At 49.9% G+C, this 23,590-nt stretch carries 17 protein-coding genes and 1 pseudogene; 14 read left to right on the forward strand and 4 right to left on the reverse strand.

From position 1 onward, the window contains the following. Nucleotides 1–14 precede the first annotated feature (14 nt). From AK95_RS25815 to AK95_RS25845, 7 genes are all read left to right on the forward strand, one after another. Nucleotides 15–947: a peptidase U32 family protein gene (locus AK95_RS25815; RefSeq protein WP_071222782.1), complete on the forward strand. Its 933-nt coding sequence runs from the start codon at nt 15–17 to the stop codon at nt 945–947. Between the two features lie 12 nt (nt 948–959). Beyond that, the gene (locus AK95_RS25820; protein WP_071222783.1) at nt 960–2,303 is read left to right on the forward strand and encodes a peptidase U32 family protein; all 1,344 of its coding nucleotides are present in this window, start codon (nt 960–962) and stop codon (nt 2,301–2,303) included. 215 nt (nt 2,304–2,518) lie between these two features. Beyond that, nucleotides 2,519–4,693, forward strand: a complete 2,175-nt coding sequence (locus AK95_RS25825; RefSeq protein ID WP_071222784.1) for a methyl-accepting chemotaxis protein — start codon at nt 2,519–2,521, stop codon at nt 4,691–4,693. A 203-nt stretch (nt 4,694–4,896) separates the two neighbouring features. Beyond that, the gene (locus AK95_RS25830) at nt 4,897–6,405 is read left to right on the forward strand and encodes a spore germination protein (RefSeq protein WP_071222785.1); all 1,509 of its coding nucleotides are present in this window, start codon (nt 4,897–4,899) and stop codon (nt 6,403–6,405) included. Between the two features lie 6 nt (nt 6,406–6,411). After that, the gene (locus AK95_RS25835) at nt 6,412–7,518 is read left to right on the forward strand and encodes a GerAB/ArcD/ProY family transporter (RefSeq protein ID WP_071222786.1); all 1,107 of its coding nucleotides are present in this window, start codon (nt 6,412–6,414) and stop codon (nt 7,516–7,518) included. Next, nucleotides 7,511–8,662, forward strand: a complete 1,152-nt coding sequence (locus AK95_RS25840; protein WP_071222787.1) for a Ger(x)C family spore germination protein — start codon at nt 7,511–7,513, stop codon at nt 8,660–8,662. The genes AK95_RS25835 and AK95_RS25840 overlap by 8 nt, the downstream gene beginning before the upstream one ends. A gap of 293 nt (nt 8,663–8,955) precedes the next feature. Further along, nucleotides 8,956–10,746, forward strand: coding sequence for a peptidoglycan D,D-transpeptidase FtsI family protein (locus AK95_RS25845; protein WP_071222788.1), 1,791 nt, complete (start codon nt 8,956–8,958; stop codon nt 10,744–10,746). Here AK95_RS25845 and AK95_RS25850 read toward each other — a convergent pair. Beyond that, a complete protein-coding gene (locus AK95_RS25850; RefSeq protein WP_071222789.1) occupies nt 10,695–11,858 on the reverse strand; it encodes an AI-2E family transporter in 1,164 nt (387 codons plus the stop codon). The genes AK95_RS25845 and AK95_RS25850 overlap by 52 nt on opposite strands. Nucleotides 11,859–12,000: 142 nt before the next feature. Between AK95_RS25850 and AK95_RS25855 the strand changes: the two genes are divergently transcribed. Then, on the forward strand, nt 12,001–13,383 hold the full coding sequence (locus AK95_RS25855; protein WP_071222790.1) for a polysaccharide deacetylase family protein: 1,383 nt from the start codon (nt 12,001–12,003) through the stop codon (nt 13,381–13,383). 133 nt (nt 13,384–13,516) lie between these two features. Here AK95_RS25855 and ilvD read toward each other — a convergent pair whose 3' ends face one another. Together ilvD and AK95_RS25865 are read right to left on the reverse strand one after the other, a co-directional pair. After that, nucleotides 13,517–15,205: a dihydroxy-acid dehydratase gene (gene ilvD, locus AK95_RS25860; protein WP_071222791.1), complete on the reverse strand. Its 1,689-nt coding sequence runs from the start codon at nt 15,203–15,205 to the stop codon at nt 13,517–13,519. Between the two features lie 237 nt (nt 15,206–15,442). After that, nucleotides 15,443–15,682: pseudogene (locus tag AK95_RS25865) on the reverse strand (KGG domain-containing protein); the annotation flags it as partial. Nucleotides 15,683–15,891: 209 nt separating this feature from the next. Between AK95_RS25865 and AK95_RS25870 the strand changes: the two are divergent. From AK95_RS25870 to mgrA, 3 genes are all read left to right on the forward strand, one after another. After that, nucleotides 15,892–16,659, forward strand: coding sequence for an HAD family hydrolase (locus tag AK95_RS25870; RefSeq protein ID WP_071222793.1), 768 nt, complete (start codon nt 15,892–15,894; stop codon nt 16,657–16,659). Nucleotides 16,660–16,696: 37 nt separating this feature from the next. Beyond that, entirely contained in the window at nt 16,697–17,449 is a 753-nt protein-coding gene (locus AK95_RS25875) for an NAD-dependent protein deacylase (protein WP_071222794.1), read from the forward strand. Nucleotides 17,450–17,573: 124 nt separating this feature from the next. Further along, nucleotides 17,574–18,590, forward strand: coding sequence for an L-glyceraldehyde 3-phosphate reductase (gene mgrA, locus AK95_RS25880; protein WP_071223053.1), 1,017 nt, complete (start codon nt 17,574–17,576; stop codon nt 18,588–18,590). Between the two features lie 132 nt (nt 18,591–18,722). On the opposite strand, the gene AK95_RS25885 is transcribed toward mgrA, so the two are convergent. Beyond that, nucleotides 18,723–19,583, reverse strand: a complete 861-nt coding sequence (locus AK95_RS25885; protein ID WP_071222795.1) for an AraC family transcriptional regulator — start codon at nt 19,581–19,583, stop codon at nt 18,723–18,725. Between the two features lie 193 nt (nt 19,584–19,776). Between AK95_RS25885 and AK95_RS25890 the strand changes: the two genes are divergently transcribed. The 3 genes from AK95_RS25890 to AK95_RS25900 are packed head-to-tail and all read left to right on the forward strand — an operon-like array spanning nt 19,777 to nt 23,555. Further along, nucleotides 19,777–20,955, forward strand: a complete 1,179-nt coding sequence (locus tag AK95_RS25890; protein ID WP_071222796.1) for a galactokinase — start codon at nt 19,777–19,779, stop codon at nt 20,953–20,955. A 1-nt stretch (nt 20,956) separates the two neighbouring features. Continuing rightward, entirely contained in the window at nt 20,957–21,946 is a 990-nt protein-coding gene (gene galE, locus AK95_RS25895; protein WP_071222797.1) for a UDP-glucose 4-epimerase GalE, read from the forward strand. A 19-nt stretch (nt 21,947–21,965) separates the two neighbouring features. Next, a complete protein-coding gene (locus AK95_RS25900; protein WP_071222798.1) occupies nt 21,966–23,555 on the forward strand; it encodes a UDP-glucose--hexose-1-phosphate uridylyltransferase in 1,590 nt (529 codons plus the stop codon). Nucleotides 23,556–23,590 lie beyond the last annotated feature (35 nt).

Raw genomic sequence — 23,590 nt, forward strand, 5'->3', positions numbered from 1 at the left:
GGAGGACTTTTTAAATGAGTATCAAACCTGAATTAATGGCAGCAGCCGGGTCTCTGGCTGATGCCGCTGCTTATCTGGAAGCGGGAGCTGACGCACTGCTCGTTGGCGAGGATCGATTCGGCATGAGACTGCCTGGCAGTCTGACTTTGGACGAAATAACCCAAGTCGTACAGCTTGCTCATGAACGAGGAGGCAAAGTGTACGTCAGCTTGAACAACTTGATGACAAATGATTTGCTGCCCGAGCTGCCTGCCTATGTTAAGGCGCTCGGAGAAATCGGGGTAGACGCGGTGGAATTTAACGATCCATCCGTACTCACTACCGTAAAAGAGCTGGCTCCACAGGTAAAACTTCATTGGAACGCAGAAATGACCGCCACCAACTATTCAACGGCCAATTACTGGGGAAGCAAAGGCGCCTCCCGGGTTATTCTTGCGCGTGAATTAAATATGGACGAGGTAACCGACATGAAGCCGCAGCTTCAGCTGGAAGCACAGGTTCAGGTTCATGGCATGACCAACATCTATCATTCCAAGCGGCGCCTGGTGAACAGCTATATGCAGCAGCAGGGCAGACCGGTGAATGAAGGCAGCCTTGGCAAGGAGCGCGGTTTGTTTCTCATTGAAGCTGAGCGTCAAGAAGAGAAATATCCGATCTATGAAGATATCAACGGAACCCATATTATGAGTTCGGAGGATATTTGCATCCTGGAGGATTTGCATCTGTTAATGGCAGCAGGCATGGATAGCTTTAAGGTTGAGACGCTGCTGAAGCCGCGGCATTACAATGAGCTGGTGATTCGAACCTATCGCCAAGCGATTGATTTATATGCTGCAGATGCATCCACTTATGCTTTTCAGGAAGAGTGGATGGACGGAATTCGTGCGATTCAGGATCCGGAACGTGAATTGTCGTTTGGATTTTTCTATAAGGAACAAGTTTATTAAGGAGTGGACAGCATGGAAGCAATGGCACAGCCAAAGTACAAGGGCAAACGCTATCGCCTGGACAAGCCGGAATTGCTCGCCCCGGCGGGTAATCTGGAAAAACTGAAATTTGCGGTGCATTATGGCGCTGATGCGGTATACATTGGGGGTCAGAAATACGGGCTTCGTTCAAATGCGGACAACTTCAGCTTTGAAGAAATGAAAGAAGGCGTGGAGTTCGCCAAGAAATACGGCGCCAAAGTATTTGTGGCAACCAACATATATGCGCATAATGAGGACATTGAGGGAATTGAAGCCTACCTGCGAAGTTTGGAGGAAGCAGGCATTGCGGCAATCATCGCCGCAGATCCGGCAATTATTGAAGTGGCCAAACATGCCGCGCCCAAGCTCGAAGTTCATCTGAGCACACAGCAATCCACGCTGAATTGGCAGGCCGTGAAGTTCTGGAAGGATGAAGGATTGCCGCGGGTTGTACTTGGACGCGAGGCGAGTCTGGAGGAAATCGCGGCGATTAAAGAGCATGTCGATATTGAGATTGAAGCCTTTATCCATGGCGCGATGTGCTCCTCGTTCTCCGGTCGCTGCGTGTTGTCCAATCATTTTACGGATCGTGATTCCAACCGGGGCGGATGCTGCCAATCCTGCCGTTGGAAATACGATTTGTTTGTGGATGGAAGAGAAGAGCAAGGCCAATGGATATCGGAAGAGCAGCAGTTGATGGAACAGCCAGCCCCTGCTCCGTCCCCATTCAAACCAGGCGTTACACAGATCCCGCTGTTCCAGCCGGAAGACAACCAGTTTACGATGGGGTCGAAGGATCTCTGCATGCTGGGGCATATTCCGGATCTGATTGAGGTGGGAATCGACAGCTTCAAGATTGAAGGACGGATGAAATCGATCCATTACGTAGCGACTGTGGTTAATGTATATCGACAGGCGATTGATTCCTATATGGCTGACCCTGATCATTATGTATTGAAGCCGGAATGGATCGAAGAAATTAATAAAGCGGCCAATCGACCGCTGAATACCGGGTTCTTCTATGATACACCTGACCATGAGGATCATATCTATGAACCCGAAGAGAAGGCGGTCCCTTATGACTTCGCCGGCCTGGTGATGGAGTATGACGAGAAGTCGGGAACGGCTGTCATTCAGCAGCGGAACCACTTTAAGCCAGGGGATGAAATCGAGTTTTTCGGACCGGAAGGAACCTTCTTTAAGCAGGCAGTTGGTCCTATTGAGGATGAGAACGGCAATGAACTTGATGCAGCTCGCCATCCTTTGCAGCTCATTCGCATGAAGGTGGATCAGCCGGTGCGCCATTTTGATATGATGAGAAAGCGTAAAGGATAACAAAATATAATTCTAAAGAACTACACAATTGAGAATCCGGGTCTGTGGATGGACCTTGGATTCTTTTTGTTTGTGAAAAAATTAGGGATTAAGAATTATTTTTTTGCGAAAACCCAAAGGAAAACACCTCCAATTGTCGAAATAAAGAGTAACGAATACGTTTCAAGGGATTGGACCGACGTATTAATAATATGATTGTGGTAGGTGAACAGCTAATGTCAGAAGTTGAGCAGCATGATAAGAAGCCGAAAAAGGGCAAGAAGCCCGGGGGTATCAAAGAGAAAAAGGAAAAACCTTCGGCATCAACAGGGATACATACTGCCAAGTCGTTTTTTGCAAACGTGGGAACGGCTGTAAGCCGGATGCCGATGAACCCGGCGAAATCCGTCGGAATCCGGTTGTTCCTGATCTTTTTGTCAGCGATTGTATTTTTTGTGATCGTCTTGGGTTATCTGTCCTACGATAAGGCGAAGAGCACGATTGAGAAGAATGCTGCAAACGGCAATCAGCAGACGATCATTCAAACCTCTGAGAAAATCGACATCATTCTGGAGAAGTACGAGAATGCCGGTAGACAAATCTTCTATGACATTGAATTGCAGAAGTTGTTGTCTGAATACACGGATAAAAAGTTAAGCGATTACGACGCGTTTACGGTGGAGCGCAGCATTCGGGATAAACTATCCAATCAGATAACATCGGATTCGTCGATCCGAGCCATTTATTTGATCCCTACCAAGGGTGAGAAGATCATATCGGCAGGTCAAGCCTCGGAGTCCTCGAAAACCGTCCTTGAGCAAAGCTGGTATACCGAATTGAAGGAAGGCGACAAGAAGATTACGTGGCTGCCAACGATGCAGAACAGCGGGGCACCATATTTCACGATTGCCCGTTCTTTGGGGTCTATGAACGATCTGACTTCAACGTATGTGGTAATGTTTGAACTTAACGCCTCGGTACTGGACACGCAGCTGAAGGGAATCAATCTGGGCGAGAACGGCCAGCTGCAATTGATCAGTCCGGAAGGCATCGTTGTTTCCTCCAGCGAGTCCTCCATTGTGGGTTCGGAAACCGCTTGGACGTTTGCGAAGGAATTTCCGGCCGACACCAAAACGGATGACGTAAGAACGAAGGATGAGGAAGGAAGAAATGTACTGGCGGTCTATAATACGCTGAACACCAACGATTGGAAGCTCGTAGGATCTGTCCAAACCAGCGAGCTGACAAAGGATGCATCAAGCATACTGGTCATCACGCTTATCGTGGCTGCCATCGACGTTATTTTTGCTATTCTGATCGGGATTTGGATGGTAAGAATGATTGCCCGTCCATTAGGCAAGCTTAACCTGTTGATGAAGGAAGGCGCCAAAGGCAATTTGAATGTTCGCACAGATCATAAGAGCCAGGACGAAATCGGTCAGCTCTCCGCAAGCTTTAACGATATGATGGAGCAGATTACCGGACTCGTTCAGCAAACGAGCAATACCGCTCAGGAAGTGCTTAGAACGGCAACCGAGTTAAGTGATGCCTCGAAGAAGACGGCAATTTCCGCCAAAGAAATTGCCGTAGCGACCGAGGAGATTGCCAACGGTGCCAGCAGTCTGGCGGTTGAAGCCGAGCGCGGCAGCGATCTGACCAACAATATCTCGAAGCAGATGCAAATGGTCGTATCAGCCAACGAAGAGATGGGCAAATCGGCCCGTCACGTGGAAAGCGCCAGTGAGCTTGGAACGAAGCATTTGAGTGACTTGCTGGATAAGACCCATCAGACTGAGGATATGACCCGTTCGATGATGCACAAGGTTGATGGCTTGAAGGAGACAACTTCCTCGGTTGTCAAAGTGCTGGACGTACTTCAGAATATTACAAAGCAAACGAATATCCTTTCATTGAATGCGACAATCGAGGCTGCCCGTGCTGGGGCGGCTGGTAAAGGCTTTATGGTCGTGGCCGATGAGATCCGCCAGCTGGCAGACCAATCCAGGCAGTCCATCGATATGGTCAGCCAGATTACAGACCGCATCATGACGGAGATGAATGAAACCGTCCAGGTATTGCTGGATGCGAATCCACTTTTCAAAGGTCAGATGGATGCTGTTAAGGAGACGAATGATATCTTCGTATCCGTTCAGCAGCAGATGGTCGATTTTATCGAGTCCTTGGATTCGGTAACGCATTCGATTGATGAACTGAATGAATCTCAGAATGTACTCTCGGAAGCGATGAGTAATGTGAGCGCGGTAGCCGAAGAATCCTCCGCAACTTCGGAAGAGGTGGCTTCTCTCTCTACAGAGCAGCAAAGCGTTAGCAGTCAGCTGGTTAATCTATCATCGCAGCTGGAGAATGTATCGAATGACCTGAAAGAGACCTTGTCTCGTTTTAGACTGTAAGATTGAAATATAATTCAAAGGCTGCTCTATCCGCTTAAGCTGATGGGGCAGCCTTTTTCATATTACTGAATTTATTAGTTTTCAGCGAAGCGAATAAGCAACGAAGCATAGGCTCCACTTTGTGGGGCTATTTTTGATGCCGGATAAAAATAACTTTCAGAGGCAATGATAACGGAGAATATGGTTGAAGGAGTCGAGGTCACTTGGATACAAGGCAGCCTGGTCATACACCTGAATTCCTGTCAACGAATCTTAAGGAAAATCTGACAACATTTAGCTTGTTACTCAACGATCCTAGCGACCTTACCACGAAAGTGCTGCAGGTTGGAGGGAGCGCTTATACCTCTGCCATTGTCAGCCTCGAAGGGTTATCTGATCAATTGTTGATTAAGGAGCAGATTATCCAGCCGATCCAGCAAAATCAGGAGCTTTCCCAGGAATCCATGATAAGTGCTCATATGATGCTGCACGAGATTGAGAATCGGATGATATCGCTGCAGATAACCAATCGTACAAGGCGATGGGATGAGGTGATTCCTATCATTCTCTCGGGCGATACGGCATTAATGCTGGAGGGGACGGATGAAGTCTTACTGATCAAAAGCCGCAAGTGGCCGGCACGCAGCATTGAGGAGCCTCAAACCGAAGCGCTGGTTCGCGGGCCGAGGGTGGGATTCACGGAGAGCATTTACACGAACATATCTCTATTACGAAGACATATTCGGGAGCCTAATCTGACGATCGACACGCACATCATCGGCAGACGATCCAATCAATCCCTTGCGGTCATCTATATTAAAGGCCTGACGAATCCCGATCTAATTGAAGAAGTGAACCGCAGGCTGAAGTCACTGGATCTTGATTATGCTCCTGAATCCGGGACGGTAGAGCAGTGGATTGAGGACAGCTTTTTATCGCCGTTTCCGCAGATCCTGAATACCGAACGACCTGATAAAGTGACTTCTGCCCTGCTGCAGGGAAAAGTAGCGATTTTGTTGGATGGTACCCCCTTTGTGCTGCTTCTACCGTTTACTTTTGTCTCTCTGTTACATTCCCCAGAAGATTATTATGAACGATGGAGCATTGGCTCGCTTATACGCTTGCTGCGCCTCGCGGCTATCGGAATTACCTTGTTTCTACCTGCGCTGTATATTGCTATTCTGTCTTTCCATCCAGGGATGATCCCGTTTAAACTCGTATTCTCGATTGCTGCTTCCCGGGAAGGCGTACCTTTCCCTGCTGTGATCGAAGCCTTACTGATGGAGGTTACACTGGAATTGCTGCGTGAAGCGGGAATCCGCCTACCGAAGCCGATAGGTCAGACGATTGGTATTGTCGGAGGACTTGTAATAGGGGAGGCTGCGGTTCAGGCTGGGATCGTGAGCCCGATTATGGTTATCATTGTGGCACTGACAGCGATATCGTCTTTTGCCATTCCATCTTACAGCGCAGGCATATCTTTTCGAATGCTGCGCTTTGCAATCATGATTGCTGCAAGCTTTCTGGGACTGTACGGGATCGTGTTGACTTTTATCATGATCTGTATCCACTTGATGAGGCTGCACACTTTTGGAATCCCTTATCTCAGTCCCATTGCCCCCTCTATTCAGCATGATTGGAAGGATATGTTTATCCGCGTGCCGGTGACTTGGCTTACGCGCAGACCTTTATTTATGAAGCCCCAAGACATCCATCGGGCAAAAAAGCGGTGATTTGTAATGAACAATAACCAATTAAGCAATCAATCGATTGGCAGTAAAGAGATTGTATATTCTGTTAGTAATATGTTGATAGGACTCGGGATTCTTACGCTCCCTAATACGATTGCAAGGAATACCCATTTTTCGGATGGCTGGATGTCGATCATGCTTGGGGGCATGATCGCTCTTGGATTTGCATGGGCGATCGGGGCGTTGGCATCAAGGTTTCCCGGCAAAAATTATCATGCGATGGCAACGTTCATCCTGAATCGAAAAGCAGCCCATGTGGTGACGCTGCTGATCAGTCTATACCTATTGTTGTTTGTCAGTTATCAAGTACGCGGGGTTTCCACCATCACAAGACTATATCTATTTGATAACACGCCGGAGGAAATCATCGGTCTAGTTTACTTACTGGTGCTCATTTATGCAGTCGCAGGGCCAAGCATCGCTTTGATACGCCTGAATCTGATTTTTTTCCCCATCGTTGTATCGATCATGCTGCTGATCGTAATTTTGAATCTCGGAAGTTTAAACTTGCATTATCTGCTGCCTGTGTTTAAAACCGACTGGAGACGAATCGTTATCACTTCAAAAGATACGGTATTCTCCTATTTAGGGCTCGAAATTATGCTGTTCTATAACATTTACGTTGTCAGGAAAAGCAAGCTTCTCGGTTCCGTCTTCCGGGGGGTGTTAATACCCATCTTTATCTACTTCATTATTTTCGTTTTTGTCATTGGTGTTTTTGGACCGATCGTGGTCTCCAATACACTGTATCCGTTAGCGGAATTGGCTAAAGAGGTTGAGGTCCCTGGGGGTATATTTGAACGGTTTGAATTTTTCTTTTTTGTCATCTGGTTGATGACGTTATTCAGCACGAATGCGATGGCGTTTGATGTAGCTTTACTGGCACTGGAATCCGTTTTTCCTAAATATCGCAGATTTACGATGATCCTCATTCTGGCACCAATCCTGTTCATACTCGGTTTATTGCCAAGCACGCTCAGGGAGCTTAACGTATTTGCCGAATGGATCAGCTATATGGGTATCGGATTCGCCTGGTTGCTTCCGGCTCTGCTGCTCTTGGTGGCCAAGATACGGGGGGTGAAGGGCAATGGCTAAAATGCTTCGGATGCTGATGTTGTTCATGCTGGTGTGGCCTTTGGCAGGCTGCTGGGACCGCATAGAAATCGAGGAGCGTGGATTTGTGGTAGGTACTGCACTTGATGCGGCAGAGGATGGACAAATTAAGCTTACGTTTCAAATTGTCGTGCCTACACAGATGAAAGGGTCCAGCGGTCAGAAGAATGAGGGAGGAAGCCCTTTTATCAATCTATCCTCAACCGCGGACAGCGTATTCAAGGCTGCACGGAAGATGTCGAATGAGATCAGCCGCTCTCCTTATCTTGCCCATAACCAAGTGATCGTCATCTCGGAGAAACTGGTTGAAACGGAGCACGTTGGCGATGTACTGGATTTATTCGTCAGGGATCCGGAGAACCGAAGAGCATCTAATATTATGGTCTCTCATGGAGAGGCAAGCAAGATACTGGAAACCCATTCGAAGATTGAAACCTTGCCTGCGCAATATATTCGTTCAACGCAAGAGAATAAGGACAAGAGCGAATCCATAACGCCTCCTACAAATATTGGTGAACTGCATCATTTTCTGCTATCCAAGTCCAGTTATGCCCTACCTAAGATTTCCATCACGGAGGATGACAGAATATCCACCAGTGGCGCCGCAGTGTTTAACGGTGAGAACTACAAGTTCAAGGGCTTTCTGGACCAGGATGAAACCACGGGCCGTAATATGATCCAGGGAACGGTCAAAACAGCATCATTGGAACTGGTTGTTTACGGCAAACAGCTTGTTTATGAAGTCAAGGAGTTCAACCGGATCATTCGCGTCCATCTGGATGATCGGGGTCTTCCTGAATTTGATGTTGAGATTTCGGTCAGAGGAAATATTGGAGAGTCGGAGCTGGATCAAGGTGAAAACGTTCGTGAATTAAACGGAGAGATCAAACGCAAAGCCGAGCAACGGATCAAGCAAATTGCCATGGACGTTATTCTTAAGGCGCAGAACGAATATAAAACCGACTTCCTGGGGTTTTGGAAAAAATGCCAAGAGCGGGAATATCGCACATGGGTGCGTTACAAGAATGACTGGGACCGTGGCCAATCTATATTTTCGCAATGCAAGATTCATGTGAACGTTGACGCAAAAGTCAGAACCATTGGAACCGTTACCGGTACCGAATAAGAGAAGAGGGGAAATGATGGAACTTCGCTATGACCTTTTGTTAAATCCGCTTGTTGTGATATGCACGCTCCTGCTCATCATCGTTCCGTTCACCCTATTCAAAATAAATCAGTATCTGCACAAATATGGTGACCCGCCCTGGAAGCAGCCAAAGAAACCGGATTAAGAGTCAACGTTTTAATCAGGGGGTGTCTTTTCTGGAGAGCTCATTTTGGTAGAGAAGCGAAGGTGATTGAGCCAGCTTCCATATGGAAATAATGATGAGACAATAGACCATATTGGAGGAGCAAGACATGAGGCTTATCCGCAATAAGCGAATTACATACGGATGGCTGATACTCACGCTTTTAATCGCCGTATTGACGCTGCGTCTTGCATGGGTGCAGCTCGTGATGAAGCATCAGCGGGTTCCCGGCAGCCGGCATACGATGGTTGAGGCATCGCTGATCCAGAGGGAGCGGGGCATTGTGCTGGATTCCGGTCGCGGTCATTTTACGGATCGGAACGGAAAACCGCTCACGGGCAAGCTCATCTGGGCAGCCGTGATGTTTCCTGCTGACGAGCAGGAACTAAAGAACTCCCATCAACAGTTAGTGAAGCTGGCCCGTATACTGGGAACGAATAAGGATCATTTGATACAGACCTGGGGTAAGTTAAAGGAACCAGAATTGTGGCATGGAGACAATTCCCTTATTCCTCGTTCCTTAACCAAAGATGAGATAACGCAGATTCAAGAGCTTGAACTTCCGAAACTCAAGGTTCTTCCCTATGAGCAGCGATACGGCAATCGCCAATCGGGAATGCAGTGGCTTGGTTTTGTGTCCGGTCAGCGTAAGGAAAGCCTGTTCTTTGACGATTATCCAGTGGTTACCGGAACCAGTGGATTGGAGAAAACGATGGATTCGTTGATACGGGGGGGAGGGCCGACCATTGTCTATTTTCCAGTTAACAGCACCAATGAAGTCATTCAGGATATCAAGCCCATGGTGAAGGCGCCTGATAATCGGTACTATCCGTTACGGATATCCACCACGATTGATATCGATATTCAACAAGGGATTGAGGCTATAACGGAGAAAGCGGGCATGAAAGAAGGGGCGGTTGTTGTGCTGGATGCCCGAAATGCGGATATCGTGGCCATGGTTTCAAGACCATTCTACAATCCGGAGCAGATTCATCCGAAGGATGGTCAGTGGGAGAATCGCGGGTTGAAGGCAGCCACGCCAGGGTCCATTTTCAAGCTGGTCACGGCTGCAGCCATACTTGAGCATGGTTTAAGCTCTGAAGGCGAACATTTCCATTGTGATGGCGAATACGGTAAGTTTGGAATGTCCTGCTGGAAAAAGGGGGGGCATGGAACGATAGATCTTCGTGAAGGCTTCGCGGAATCATGCAACGTTGTATTTGCTACACTTGCGGAGAGACTGTCCGCTCAGCAAATGGCGGATGCGGCCGCCGCACTGGGATTCGGGCAAACGGTAGGTTGGAAATCTCAGCAGTTTCTAGGTCTCCGTTCTTTTGCGCCGTTGGATCATGAAGAGAAGGGTACGGTATTTTCCAGCACGGCTGACGCCTCAGATGCAGGTGTTAGAGTCCAGACAGGCATAGGCCAAAGGGATGCTGCCGTATCCCCGCTGCAAGCCGCCAATGCGATGGTAACATTGCTACATGGCGGGGTGAAGACCCAGCCCCGTATTCTACAGCAGATCCGGTATGCTAACGGGCAATTGCTGCAAGATACGGATCCTTTAAAGGAACGAACATCTGGAAAAGGTATTTCCCGGGAAACCTCATCCATTCTGCTTGAGTGGATGGAGGAGGTTGTCGAAGAGGGAACAGGCAGCTCATTAAAAAATCGCATATGGACTCTTGCAGGTAAATCCGGTACGGCCCAGGTAACAGTGAAAGGCCGTGCCCGAAACAACCAGTGGTTTGTCGGGTACGGCCCAGTGGAGAAGCCACGTTATGCCGTGGCTGTATTGGTTGAGAATCGGAACCCGAACAGCAGCAATCAGGCAACCGACATATTCGGTCAGGTTTCCGATTTCTTGGCTTCGGTTGAATCGGCCTCCGGCTCTGCGTAAGAGCGGGACATGTCCCATGGAGACACATCGAATTCTTCGCTCGGCAGACGGATCCACTGCTTCAGGTATCCCTGCGTAAGCAGTTCCTTGATGAGAATCAGCAGGATGGGCGCCAGGATCAAACCGGCAACTCCAAAAATGGACAGCGAGATCATCATAAAGGACAACATCAGAAATGCAGAGGATACGCCGATCGAGTTTCCTGTAATTTTAGGCTCGAGCAGCTGTCTGGAAATGACAACCACGGCAAGCAGCACGATCAAGCCAATGGCGAGTCCCGTGTTCCCGACGATGAACAAATAGGTAATCCACGGAATAAGAATAACGGGAACACCCAGCAGCGGCAATACATCGAACACGGCGCAGATGAGCGCAACGGACAGGGAATTTCCCGTACCTAATATCAGAAGTCCTATATATACAATAACAAAGGTAATGCTGACCAGCTTCATCTGAGCTTTTAAATAGGAGCCAATTGCCTTGAATACATTATCTTTGAGGAAAACAAAAGCCGTCTTGAGGGTTCTCGGCGTCTTGTCTTTGGCGATTCTCCGCCAGCTGCCGATCTCAGTGCTCAGGAAGAAGGCAAGGATAATCGCAACCCCGAAATTCGCGATGAACGAGGAGAACGATCCCATAAATCCGACGACATAATGGAAAAATGATTCTGCAGCACCTTGGGCAAAGGTAGTGATGTCCTGGAAATAACCGTTCAGACGTTCTGTCAGATCCGGTGGCAGGGCGTCGAGCCTGGTCTGCAGGAATACGAGGGTTTCCGAGAAATGTTTCTGGATCGTTTGGGTGTAAGCCGGCAAATTATCCTGCAGGTTCATGAACTGCGACACGATGAGAGCCCCTGCTCCGAACAGGACGCCCAGAATGACGAGCAGGAAGAGCAGAACGGATATTGCCGCGGCAAATGGTTTCGGGAGCCCCCTGCGGTGCAAAAATTTGGAGAAAGGCTCGATAATCAGGAAAACGAGGAAAGATAAAAACACCGGAGCCGCAATTTGGTACAGCTTGCTGAATATGAACATGATGAGGTAAACCGTAAGCACGATTAAACCTATATCAAAGGCGGTTCTCCAATATTTTTTATACAAGGGAAGCATAGTGGGATATCGGCTCCTTTATACTTTATTAATTGATATCATTGTACACGATTTGTGAAAAAAAAGCCTATTTCTTTAAGTGCTATGCTAAAATAATAATAGTGGGTTCATTAGAAAAAGAAATAAAAAGCGGGGAGTTAGCATGCAAACATTACTGCTATGGTTGTTTTACCTTTCATCTTTTTATGCATTTATTCCCGGCATCTTGACCCGGATATTTGGTTTCCGAGTATTTCGCAGGGGAACAGGCTCGAACGACTTTGCCTTAACCTTTGATGATGGTCCTGATCCGCTCTATACACCAAGACTTCTGGATCTTTTGAAGCAGTATAATATGAAGGCGACGTTTTTCCTGGTGGGTTCCCATGCGGAGAAGCATCCAGAAGTTGTAAAACGCATTCATAGTGAGGGTCATCTGATCGGGATTCACAACTATGTTCACAAGAGCAATTGGTTCATGCGGCCGGTCACTGTCCGTAAACAAGTCAAGCGCACGGATGATATTATTTACTCCATCACTGGTGAACGATCGAGGTATTACAGACCGCCGTGGGGAATCGTGAATTTATTCGATTTTACCAAAAATACCGGCTGCCGGATCATCCTATGGTCCTCGATGTTTAATGATTGGCGGAGCAAGATCGGCGCCGACAAGCTGACCCAGCGAATGCTTTCCAAGCTTAACGGTGGTGAGGTTATGCTCCTACATGACTGCGGCACGACAATGGGGGCGAATCCCGATGCACCGGAGCAAATGCTGATCGCGCTGGAACGTGTTCTGAAAGTCGCAGAGCAGAAGGGAATGAGAAGCATCCGAATCGACGATATGATGGCGAAGGAAAGCAAAGCGAAAGCGAAGAAACTGTCTCCTCTGAAGCGTATGATTGTCTCGTTGTGGCTTCTGTGGGAAAAAGGATTTCATGCGGTATTTGCGCTCAAAACGGTCTCGCCGGCAGATCCGATGCTGCATTTCCGAAAGCGCGCTTTTACCGGCAAAACGGTCGTGATGGAAGATGGCAGCCAGCTTGAAAAGGGAGACCAGGTGCTGGAGCTCCATTTTGATAACAAAAAATTGTTTGAGATCGGCAGCCGCTCCCATTCGGAAGTGCAGCTCGCCATCAAAATGATTCGTGCCGTGCAGAATGATCTTCCTTCTCTGGCTAATATGGTATTGGAACGGCCTGAGTACAAGGATATCAAGGGATTGTATGCTGTAACCATGATTTCACGGGGACCGGAGCAATTCGGATTTCATGTCATGGATTTACCGCGGGGACTGTTTGCAAGCTCGTCCAGACTGTATCTGAAACTGCTGCTTAGCGTTATTCATCCGAAAGGGCAGGCCCGTCTTAAAGAGGGCAGTCAGATCATGGAGCCAAAAATGCTGATGATGCCGGTGGATGTTCTGATCGGGCGTTATGCTGAGAAGAAGAGTCAGATTCAGCCTCCATCCGAGGAGCAGCAGGAAATAGAGCAGGAACATGTGGCTGACCTGGCGGTTGCCGGTGCATCGCAGGGCATGTAGTTCATCGAATCGATGGTTTACTGTCATTATGTTGGATTATCTAATAGATGTAGCGTGGATATTAAAAAGGGGTTATCCCCGCAGGCTTCAATGCCTGCGAGGGATAACCCCTTTGCTTTGTACGAATGATGAATTAGATTTTCAATACGCCGCCTGAGCTGGCGTTCGTAACAAGCTTCGAGTAGCGAGCAAGATAACCGGTCTTCACTTTCGGTTCGAAGTCAACCCATTTGCTGCGGCGTACAGCCATTTCCTCGTCGGAAACGTCCAGCAATTGAATGGTCCGGTTATTCAGGTCAAGCTCGATGATATCACCGTCTTCAACGAAAGCGATAGGTCCGCCTTCCGCCGCTTCCGGCGAGATATGTCCGATGCTGATACCGCGGGAAGCACCGGAGAAGCGTCCGTCTGTGATCAGACCGACTTTGGCTCCGAGTCCCATACCTACGATCTGTGAGGTCGGCGCCAGCATTTCCGGCATACCAGGTCCGCCCTTAGGCCCTTCATAACGAATGACAACCACATGACCTTCCTTGACCTTGCCGTTGGCAATTCCGCTAAGCGCCTCGTCCTGAGAGTTAAAGCAGATAGCAGGCCCTTTATGGTATCCGCCAACCGATGGGTCAACGGCACCGACTTTGATGATAGAACCTTCAGGAGCCAGATTGCCATACAGTACCGCGAGACCGCCGCGTTCGGAATACGGGGAATCGATCGGATGGATGACGTTCTCATCCTGGATTTCACAGCCCGCTACATTCTCGGCCAGCGTCTTGCCTGTTACGGTGATGCAATCTCCGTGCAGTGCGCCCGGCTTCTTGAGAAGCTCATGCAGAACCGCGCTCACACCGCCTGCCAAGTGTACGTCTTCAATAAAGTAATCCGAAGCTGGAGCCAGCTTGGAGATGTGAGGAACACGGTCAGCAACTTCGTTGATCCGCTCCAGCGGGTAATCGAGACCGGCTTCTTGTGCGAGAGCCAGCGTATGAAGCACGGTGTTGGTGGAGCCGCCCATCGCCATATCCAGCGCAAACGCGTTGTCGATTGCTTCAACGGTTACGATATCACGCGGTTTGAGGTCCATTTTGACGAGTTCCATCAATTGTTTGGCGGATTTCTTGACGAATTCTTTTCGCTCTTCGGCGATGGCAAGAATGGTACCATTACCCGGGAGAGCAAGACCCAGCGCTTCGGCTAGACAGTTCATGGAGTTAGCGGTGAACATGCCGGAGCAGGAACCGCAGGTTGGACAACCGAATTGTTCCAGCTCCAGGAGCTCATCATCATTGATTTTGCCGACCTGGTGAGCGCCGACGCCTTCAAATACGGAGGTCAGGGACAATTTACGGCCTTTGCTGTCCACGCCGGCTTTCATCGGCCCGCCGCTGACAAACACCGTAGGGATATTGACGCGCAGGGCACCCATCAGCATGCCGGGCGTGATTTTATCACAGTTCGGGATACATACCATGCCATCGAACCAGTGAGCCGATACAACGGTTTCTAGGGAATCCGCTATGATCTCGCGGCTTGGCAGCGAGTAGCGCATGCCGATATGACCCATGGCAATTCCGTCATCCACGCCAATGGTGTTGAATTCGAACGGAACGCCGCCAGCTTCACGGATCGCTTCCTTCACGATTTTACCGAATTCCTGAAGATGCACATGACCCGGAACGATGTCGATGTAAGAGTTACATACGGCGATGAACGGTTTGCCGAAATCCTCTTCCTTAACGCCTGCTGCACGCAGAAGGCTGCGGTGCGGCGCGCGGTCAAAGCCTTTTTTGATCATGTCTGAACGCATTTTTTTGGTTGTCATGATGTCGATTTCCCCCCAGATCTATTATAAAATTGTTACGCTTTAGCGCGGTCTTCCGGCAAAGCAGCCGGGTACCTGTAATCAGCGAATAGGTTTTAAATGAGTCTATCACAAAAAGGTAGGTTTTTCTACATGATATTAATAGGAAGCAATGGAAAGACGCCAGCTGTGATGACATGAAAAGAGCCTGTTTCCCTTGAGTGGGATAAGGCTCCTTTTTGAGTGGTGATGCTATTTCTTGCCGCCTTTGCGGCCAATTTCCTGATAGAATTCACGATTATGATTCCGCGAGGTGGCTTCGCCGCCCTTTTGACCGATTTCCTGGTAAAACTCGCGGCTATGGTTCTTGGACGTCGCTTTGCCGCCTTTTTTACCGATTTCCTGGTAGAATTCTCGGCTGTGTTTTTTCGCGGTCGCTTCGCCGCCAAGACGTCCTGCTTCTTCGCGGGTCATCTTTCGATTGCTGCTTGTTGCCATCACAAATCACTCCTTTACCGTCGTATTTGCTATGCGTATATGTTACTTACCACGGCTTATTTGTCATGAATCAAAACATTCGACTAAAGATTGGTAAATTTCCATTTCGGATCGATTTCTTAGTCCGGCGTTATTTCCGCTTAAATCAGAGTTTATTTCATGGTTTAATAAGAGTATGATCAAGAATAGGATAGGGAGGTTTTTTAACATTGCCGTTTGTTCAAGTGAAGGGACGAACTGTTCCCTGCAAAGGGATTTTGTTTGATAAAGACGGAACGCTGCTCCATTTTATGGCGCTGTGGGGAGGATGGGCCGATTATGTGCTCAAGTTCATGGAGGAACGGTTGGGATTAATGGGAGCCGGTTTCACGCTGCCTAAAGAGCAGGTGCTGGGCACTAAGCATGATGCAAGCGGACGTATGACGGGGTACGACGTTCAGGGTCCTCTCGCCATGGGTACTGTGGAGGAGACGAACGGGCTGCTGGCTTGGCAGCTGTACGCTGCAGGAATGCCCTGGAACGAAGCGATTATGCAGGTCCATCAGATTACGAAAAACGCCATGTATGAGGTTCGTCAGCAGAAGCCGGCATTCCCGATGCCCGGGCTGGAGAATTTTCTGAAGAAATGCAGCTTGGCGTCCGTGAAGATGGCCGTGGTTACTTCGGACGACACCTCTAATGCCAAGGAACAGCTGGATTGGATGGGGCTGCACACTTCATTTACAACCATTTTGGGAAGAGATCAGGTTCGAAACGGCAAGCCGCACCCGGAAATGACCGAGACCGCTTGCCGTCTGCTTGGGATTATGCCCGAGGAAGCGGTGGTGATCGGTGACAGCAACGCGGATATGCAAATGGCGAAGCAAGCAGGCGCGGCTCTGGCTGTGGGTTTAATGACAGATGAAGGGGAACCTGTACATCTGACAGATGCCGATGTCGTCATATCCGATTATAATGAATTAGACGTGTACAGGTAGACGTGTTAATTTAAGGGCTGTACGGAGGTGTAAAAGAGTGGAGAACAGGGAAAAGATCGAGCAGTTGGCAACATGGATCGAAGCGAGCGACTACATTGTTTTTTTCGGGGGAGCCGGTACCTCCACGGAGAGCGGGATTCCTGACTTCCGTTCGGCAGCCGGACTATACCAGAGCGAGCACCAATCTCCGTATCCGCCGGAGGTCATGCTCAGCCACACTTTTTTCATGAAACATCCGGAAGTGTTTTACGACTTTTACCGAAGCAAGATGCTTCATCCGCATGCGCAGCCCAACGGCTGTCACCGGTTATTGTCGAGACTGGAGCATGACGGTAAGCTGAAGGCGGTAATCACGCAAAATATTGACGGTTTGCATCAGACCGCCGGATGCTCCGAGGTGCTGGAGCTTCATGGCTCTGTGCACCGCAATTATTGCATGGATTGCTCCCGGTTCTACAGCCTCCAGGATATTCTGGACATCAAGGAAACCGTCCCGCGCTGCAAGGATTGCGGAGGACTGGTGCGTCCGGATGTCGTGCTGTATGAAGAGGAATTGGATCAGAACATCATCATGCGCTCGATCCAGGAAATATCGACGGCAGATTTGTTGATTATTGGCGGGACTTCGCTGACGGTACACCCCGCTGCGAGTTTGATATCCTATTTTCATGGGAGCAAGGTAGCTTTGCTGAATGCAGATCCAACCCCTTACGATCACCGCGCAGGCCTTTTGATTGCGGATCGGATCGGTCAGGTCTTGACGCAGGTGGATAAGCTGATCAACACGTAACGGCGATAGCGGCGGACGCGCTGTTGCACCAATGACTGTAATCGTTTTCTTGTCAAAGGACGACCAAACACGATAAGATGGAATTTAGCAATGGACCTATCACTTAGAGAGGCAGGGATTGCAAGTGACCTATGTGGCTAGCGAAGACCGCTATGAAGGAATGAAGTATAACCGCGTGGGGCGATCCGGATTGAAACTTCCGGCGATCTCCCTTGGATTATGGCATAATTTCGGTGGTGTCGACACGTATGAAAACGGGCGTAATATGATAACGCGTTCCTTCGATTTGGGCATTACCCACTTCGATCTGGCGAACAATTACGGACCGCCTGCAGGCTCTGCCGAAGAGACGTTCGGTAAAGTTCTCTCAAGGGATCTTAAGGCATACCGTGATGAGCTCGTCATTTCGTCCAAAGCGGGCTATTATATGTGGCCGGGACCTTACGGCGACTTCGGTTCGCGTAAATATTTGGTTGCAAGTCTCGATCAGAGCTTGAAGCGTATGGGCCTGGACTATGTCGATATTTACTATCATCATCGGATGGATCCGGAAACGCCGCTTGAGGAAACCATGGCAGCGCTGGACCATCTTGTTCGTTCAGGCAAGGCGCAATATGTCGGAGTCTCCAATTATTCGCCGGAGAAGACGCGGGAAGCGATCTCGATTCTGAAAAGCCTGGGAACTCCGCTGCTCATCCATCAACCAAGCTACTCCATGCTGGACCGCTGGGTGGAGAACGGACTGCTCGATGTCCTGGAAGAGAACGGGGTCGGAAGCATCGCCTTCACTCCGCTGGCTCAAGGACTATTGACCAACAAATATTTGAATGGCGTGCCCGGCGATTCACGCGCCGCAAGCGCATCCGTATTCTTGAACGAAAGCAATATCACGCCAGAAGTGCTGCGCAAGATCAGAGCTTTGAACCAAATCGCTCAAGCGCGGAATCAGAGTCTCGCCCAATTCGCTCTCGCTTGGGTCCTTCGCGGCGGCCGGGTGACATCTGCCCTGATTGGGGCAAGCAAGGTGAGCCAGATCGAGGACAATGTGGCTGCCTTGAACAACCTGGAGTTCTCGAAGGAAGAACTGGATCGCATTGAAGCGATCCTGAAAACGGAGAACGCCTCTTCTGCGGAGGGATAATGATTACCACTAAGGATTGCATGCTGAACACATAACATAGATACCAAGCTACATGAATGGAGCGCCTCAGGATGGATGACAGACCTGACAGGCGCTCCTTTTTCGTTCAGATATATCGGGCAAACGATATCGTTAAGAAAGTGCGGATGATGAGAGGATATCCTTGCGGTACCTTGTAGGGGATCGACCGACGAGACGCTTGAACTGACGCGAGAAATAGAGCGGATCGGTGAGTCCAACGGATGCAGAAACCTGCTCGATGGACAAATCGGGACGTTCGCGCAGCAGCCGCTTGGATTGGTCGATTCTTAATTTAAGCAGATACGTAATCGGAGTCATGCCCGTTTCCTGCTTGAAGATGCGCGACAGGTACGCCCGGTTGTAGCCCAGGCTTGCGCACATTTGTTCAATCGAGACGGGATGGGCGTATTGGGAAGCCATATAACTGATCATCTGCTTCACCGTGCGCTGAACCTGCGGCTCTGCCAGCGTTAAACGGGACGGTCGGTCACTCCGGTTCATGATCTCGGCCCAGATTAAATGCATATAACCGATGGCGGCGATATGGGAGCTCTCCTCCCTGGATTGAAAATGGCTTTGAATGAGGGACACGTAGCCCGGAATCGGGTTGTTCTCCATGAGATGGAGGACAGGCTTTTCGGGGGTGAGTCCCGAACGGTGTACCCCTTCGCCGGCGTGTTCTCCATCAAAGGCGACCCATCGGTAACGCCAGGGATGGCTCGCATCGGATACATAACTGACAATCTGACCGGGATGGATCAGGAAACAGTCGCCGGGGCCGAGCTGATACCTGTCGGTTTCGGTTCGGAATATGCCATGTCCCGACTCGATGATATGCAATAAGTAATGATCGTATATTTTCGGACCCAATGCATGCTCCGGCAGGGTCTGGCTCTCGCCGGCGAATCGGACGTGAAGCGAATCGCTGCCTTGCTGCGCAGGATTGGAAGCAACAGAATAGGTTGGTTTCATTATTCATTTTCCTTTACAATAAGTTTGGGAAAAAGAGGAACTGTGAGGACAGGGTTGATTCTATGAATTTATTGTACCTCCAGAAGTCACATAAATCCATATGTAACGCACAAGATTTCATTATCGGTTAACGAGATTTCCATTATACTGAAGACAGTAAAACTACCATATGTACAGGATGGAGTGATGGGCAGTGACGACGGAACAGCTTATGGAAAGATTTATGGACAAGCACGGTGAGAGCCAGCATAAGGTTCGCATATTTAACGCGCCCGGCCGCGTGAACCTGATCGGGGAGCATTTGGATTATAACGGAGGCTACGTGCTCCCGGCCGCCTTGGAGTTTGGCACGACCTTGATTATAAGGCCTCGCGATGATAACAAGGTGAGCTTTTCATCCACCAATATCCCTTATGAATTAACGATCAGCCTGGATGAGGATTATGGCTACAAAAGCGATCAATGGACAGATTATCCGGTTGGCGTCATAACGGAGCTGAATAAAATCGGCTGTAACCTTAGCAGCGGTTACGACCTGCTCTACCATGGGGATATCCCGAACGGCGCGGGTCTCTCGTCCTCGGCGTCCATCGAAGTGGTCACGGCTTACGCCTTCTTGAAGATGGAAGGCAAGGAGACGGATACGGTGGAGATTGCGAAGCTCTCGCAGCGGGTGGAGAACCTGTTCGTCGGCGTCAACTCCGGCATTATGGATCAATTCGCCGTAGCCAACGGCAAGCAGGATCATGCCATTCTGTTAATGTGCGATACGCTCGAATATGAACTGGTGCCATTCCGGACCGGAGCTTACAAAATCGTGATTTCGAATACCAACAAACGGCGCGGACTCGTCGATTCCAAATACAATGAACGCCGCAGCGAGTGTGACCGCGCATTGGAAATTTTGCAGAAGGAGCTGCCGGCGTTATCGTATCTCGCTCAGCTGAATCCGGATCAATTCGCCAGCCTACAGGACAGCATCCGGGATGAAACCGTCCGCAGACGTGCCCAGCATGTCGTTGAAGAAAACCAGCGTGTGCATGATTCCGTGAAGGCCTTGAGGAACGGAGATCTGGAAGCATTCGGACAATATATGAATCAGTCCCACGACTCCTTGCGTTATCTGTACGAAGTAACAGGCGACGAGCTGGATGCGCTGGTAGAAGAAGCACAGCGGATTCCGGGCACGCTGGGTTCCAGAATGACAGGAGCCGGCTTTGGAGGCTGTACGGTATCTCTTGTACACGAGGATGCGGTGGAGCGTTTCATCGCAGAGGTGGGGCAGCAGTACGAAGCCAGAACGGGACTGAAGCCGGACTTCTATGTATGCGGCGTAGGTCAAGGTGTTCATGAAGTGAAGGAGGGCGAATAAGATGGCTATTTTAGTGACTGGCGGTGCGGGATATATAGGTTCTCATACCGTAGCGGAGCTGTTGGAGCAAGGGGAAGAAGTTGTTGTGATCGACAGCCTGGAGACGGGACATCGCGAAGCGCTGCTGGGTGGAAAGCTGTATGTCGGCGATCTGCGCGACAAGGCGCTGCTGAAGCAGTTGTTCTCGGAAAACGATATTGATGCCGTTATCCACTTTGCCGCGAATTCACTGGTTGGCGAGAGCATGAAGGATCCGGTGAAATATTACGATAACAACGTATACGGAACGCTCTGCCTGCTGGAAGCCATGAATGAAGCGGGTGTCCGGAAGATCGTCTTCTCGTCAACGGCAGCAACCTACGGCGAGCCTGAGAAGGTGCCGATCGAGGAAACGGACCGTACGCAGCCGACGAACGTGTACGGGGAAACCAAGCTGATGATGGAACGGATGATGTCCTGGTTTGATACCGTGCTTGGCGTGAAGTATGTGTCCCTTCGTTACTTCAATGCAGCCGGATCGCATGCCAGCGGAAAAATCGGCGAGGATCACCGTCCGGAGAGCCATCTGATCCCGCTTGTCCTGCAAACCGCTTTGAAACAGCGCCCAAGCATCTCGGTGTTTGGCGACGATTATTCAACGCCTGACGGCACGTGTGTCCGCGATTACATTCACGTCAGCGATCTTGCGAACGCTCATCTGCGCGCGGTTGATTACCTCCGCCGCGGAGAGTCCAGCAATGTGTTTAACCTCGGCAATGGACTCGGGTTCTCGGTTAAGGAGGTTATCGAGACCTCAAAGCAGGTGACGGGTGCTGACATTCCGGTTGTCATGGAGGCACGGCGTGCCGGTGACCCTGCCGTGTTGGTAGCATCTTCGGATAAAGCGCGTACCGTTCTCGGATGGACCCCATCCAGAACGACGCTGGAAGAGATTATCGAGAGCGCGTGGAAATGGCACAGCAGTCACCCGGACGGTTACGGTGACAATTAATCCAAGGGGGACGATGACCATGAATGCAGCAACATCAGGAACTCCCGAATCCAAGCAGGTTCTTCATGCAATTGAAATGCTTGTGCGTTTTGCACTTCATAAAGGTCTTATCCAGGCAGCGGATGCGGATTACAGCCGCAATCTGCTGCTGGAGGATTTCGGGTTCAGCGAGCCGTACGGAGACGAAATGAACGACCCGGTACCGGATGGGCCTCAGGCCATGCTCGACGTGATGATCGATTACGGTGCAGCGCATGGAATGATTCCCGAGAATACCGATACGTACCGGGATTTGCTGGACGCCAAAATCATGGGTCGGCTCATGGCCAGACCTTCGGACGTAACGGCTCAGTTCCGGACGGTCCAGCAGGAGCAGGGGATCATTGCGGCAACCCGCCAATTTTACAATCTATGCATCGACTCCAACTACATTCGCATGGATCGCGTAGCCAAAAATGAATACTGGCGGCACGCCAGCCCGTATGGCGATATTGAGATTACCATCAATCTCTCCAAGCCGGAGAAAAGTCCGAAGGAAATCGCCATGGCTAAACTGCTGCCTCCGCCGGTTTATCCGAAATGCCAGCTCTGCCGCGAGAATGTCGGTTATGCAGGCAGAGTCAACCACCCGGCACGGCAAAACCTGCGCATTATTCCGTTGGAGCTAAACGGGGAACCGTGGTTCTTCCAATACTCGCCGTATGTTTACTATAATGAGCACTGCATTGTATTCCATCATGACCATGTGCCGATGAAGCTGACCAAAGAGACGCTTGCCCGCCTTTTGAGTTTTGTTGATGCTTATCCGCATTATTTTCTCGGATCGAACGCGGATCTGCCCATTGTCGGGGGCTCGATTCTCACGCATGATCATTTCCAGGGAGGACGGCATACCTTCCCGATCCAGAAAGCACCGAAGGTGGCCGGGTTTACGCACGCGGATTATCCAGACGTATCCGTGGCCATCGTGAAGTGGCCGATGTCGGTGATTCGGCTATCCTCAAGCGATCGGAATTCGCTTCTTGAATGCGCAAACGGCATTTACGAGTCATGGAAAATCTACAGTGATCCTTCAGCGGACATTGAAGCGTTCAGCGAAGTGGACGGAGAGCGCATCCGCCACAATACGGTTACTCCGATTGCCCGCCGAAATGACGAGGGCATCTACGAGATGGACCTGGTTCTGCGGAACAATCGCACGAATGAGCAATATCCGGAAGGGATTTTCCATCCTCATCGGGAGATGTTCCACATCAAGAAGGAAAACATCGGCCTGATCGAAGTGATGGGGCTGGCGATCCTGCCGGGCAGGCTTAAGGAAGAGCTCGATCAAATCGCCGACATCCTTGCGGGGAACGAGGAGCTGTACGCGGACAGCAAGGCTGCGGACCATCCGCTTGCCGTCCACGGGGACTGGATCGAGGATCTGCGTGGACAGGAAACAGCAGCGCTGGATAAAGCCGGGGCGATCGAGCTGATTCGCCGGGAGGTCGGCCACAAGTTCACGACGATTTTGGAGCATGCCGGGGTATATAAACAGACGGCAGAAGGACAACAGGCGTTTCAGCGATTCCTGAGCCATATGGGATACGTCCCAAGCAGCAAATAGACATTCATTTATGGATAAATGATGTATTGAAGTTG

Source organism: Paenibacillus sp. LC231 (genome assembly GCF_001860525.1).
Lineage (GTDB): Bacteria > Bacillota > Bacilli > Paenibacillales > Paenibacillaceae > Paenibacillus_AQ.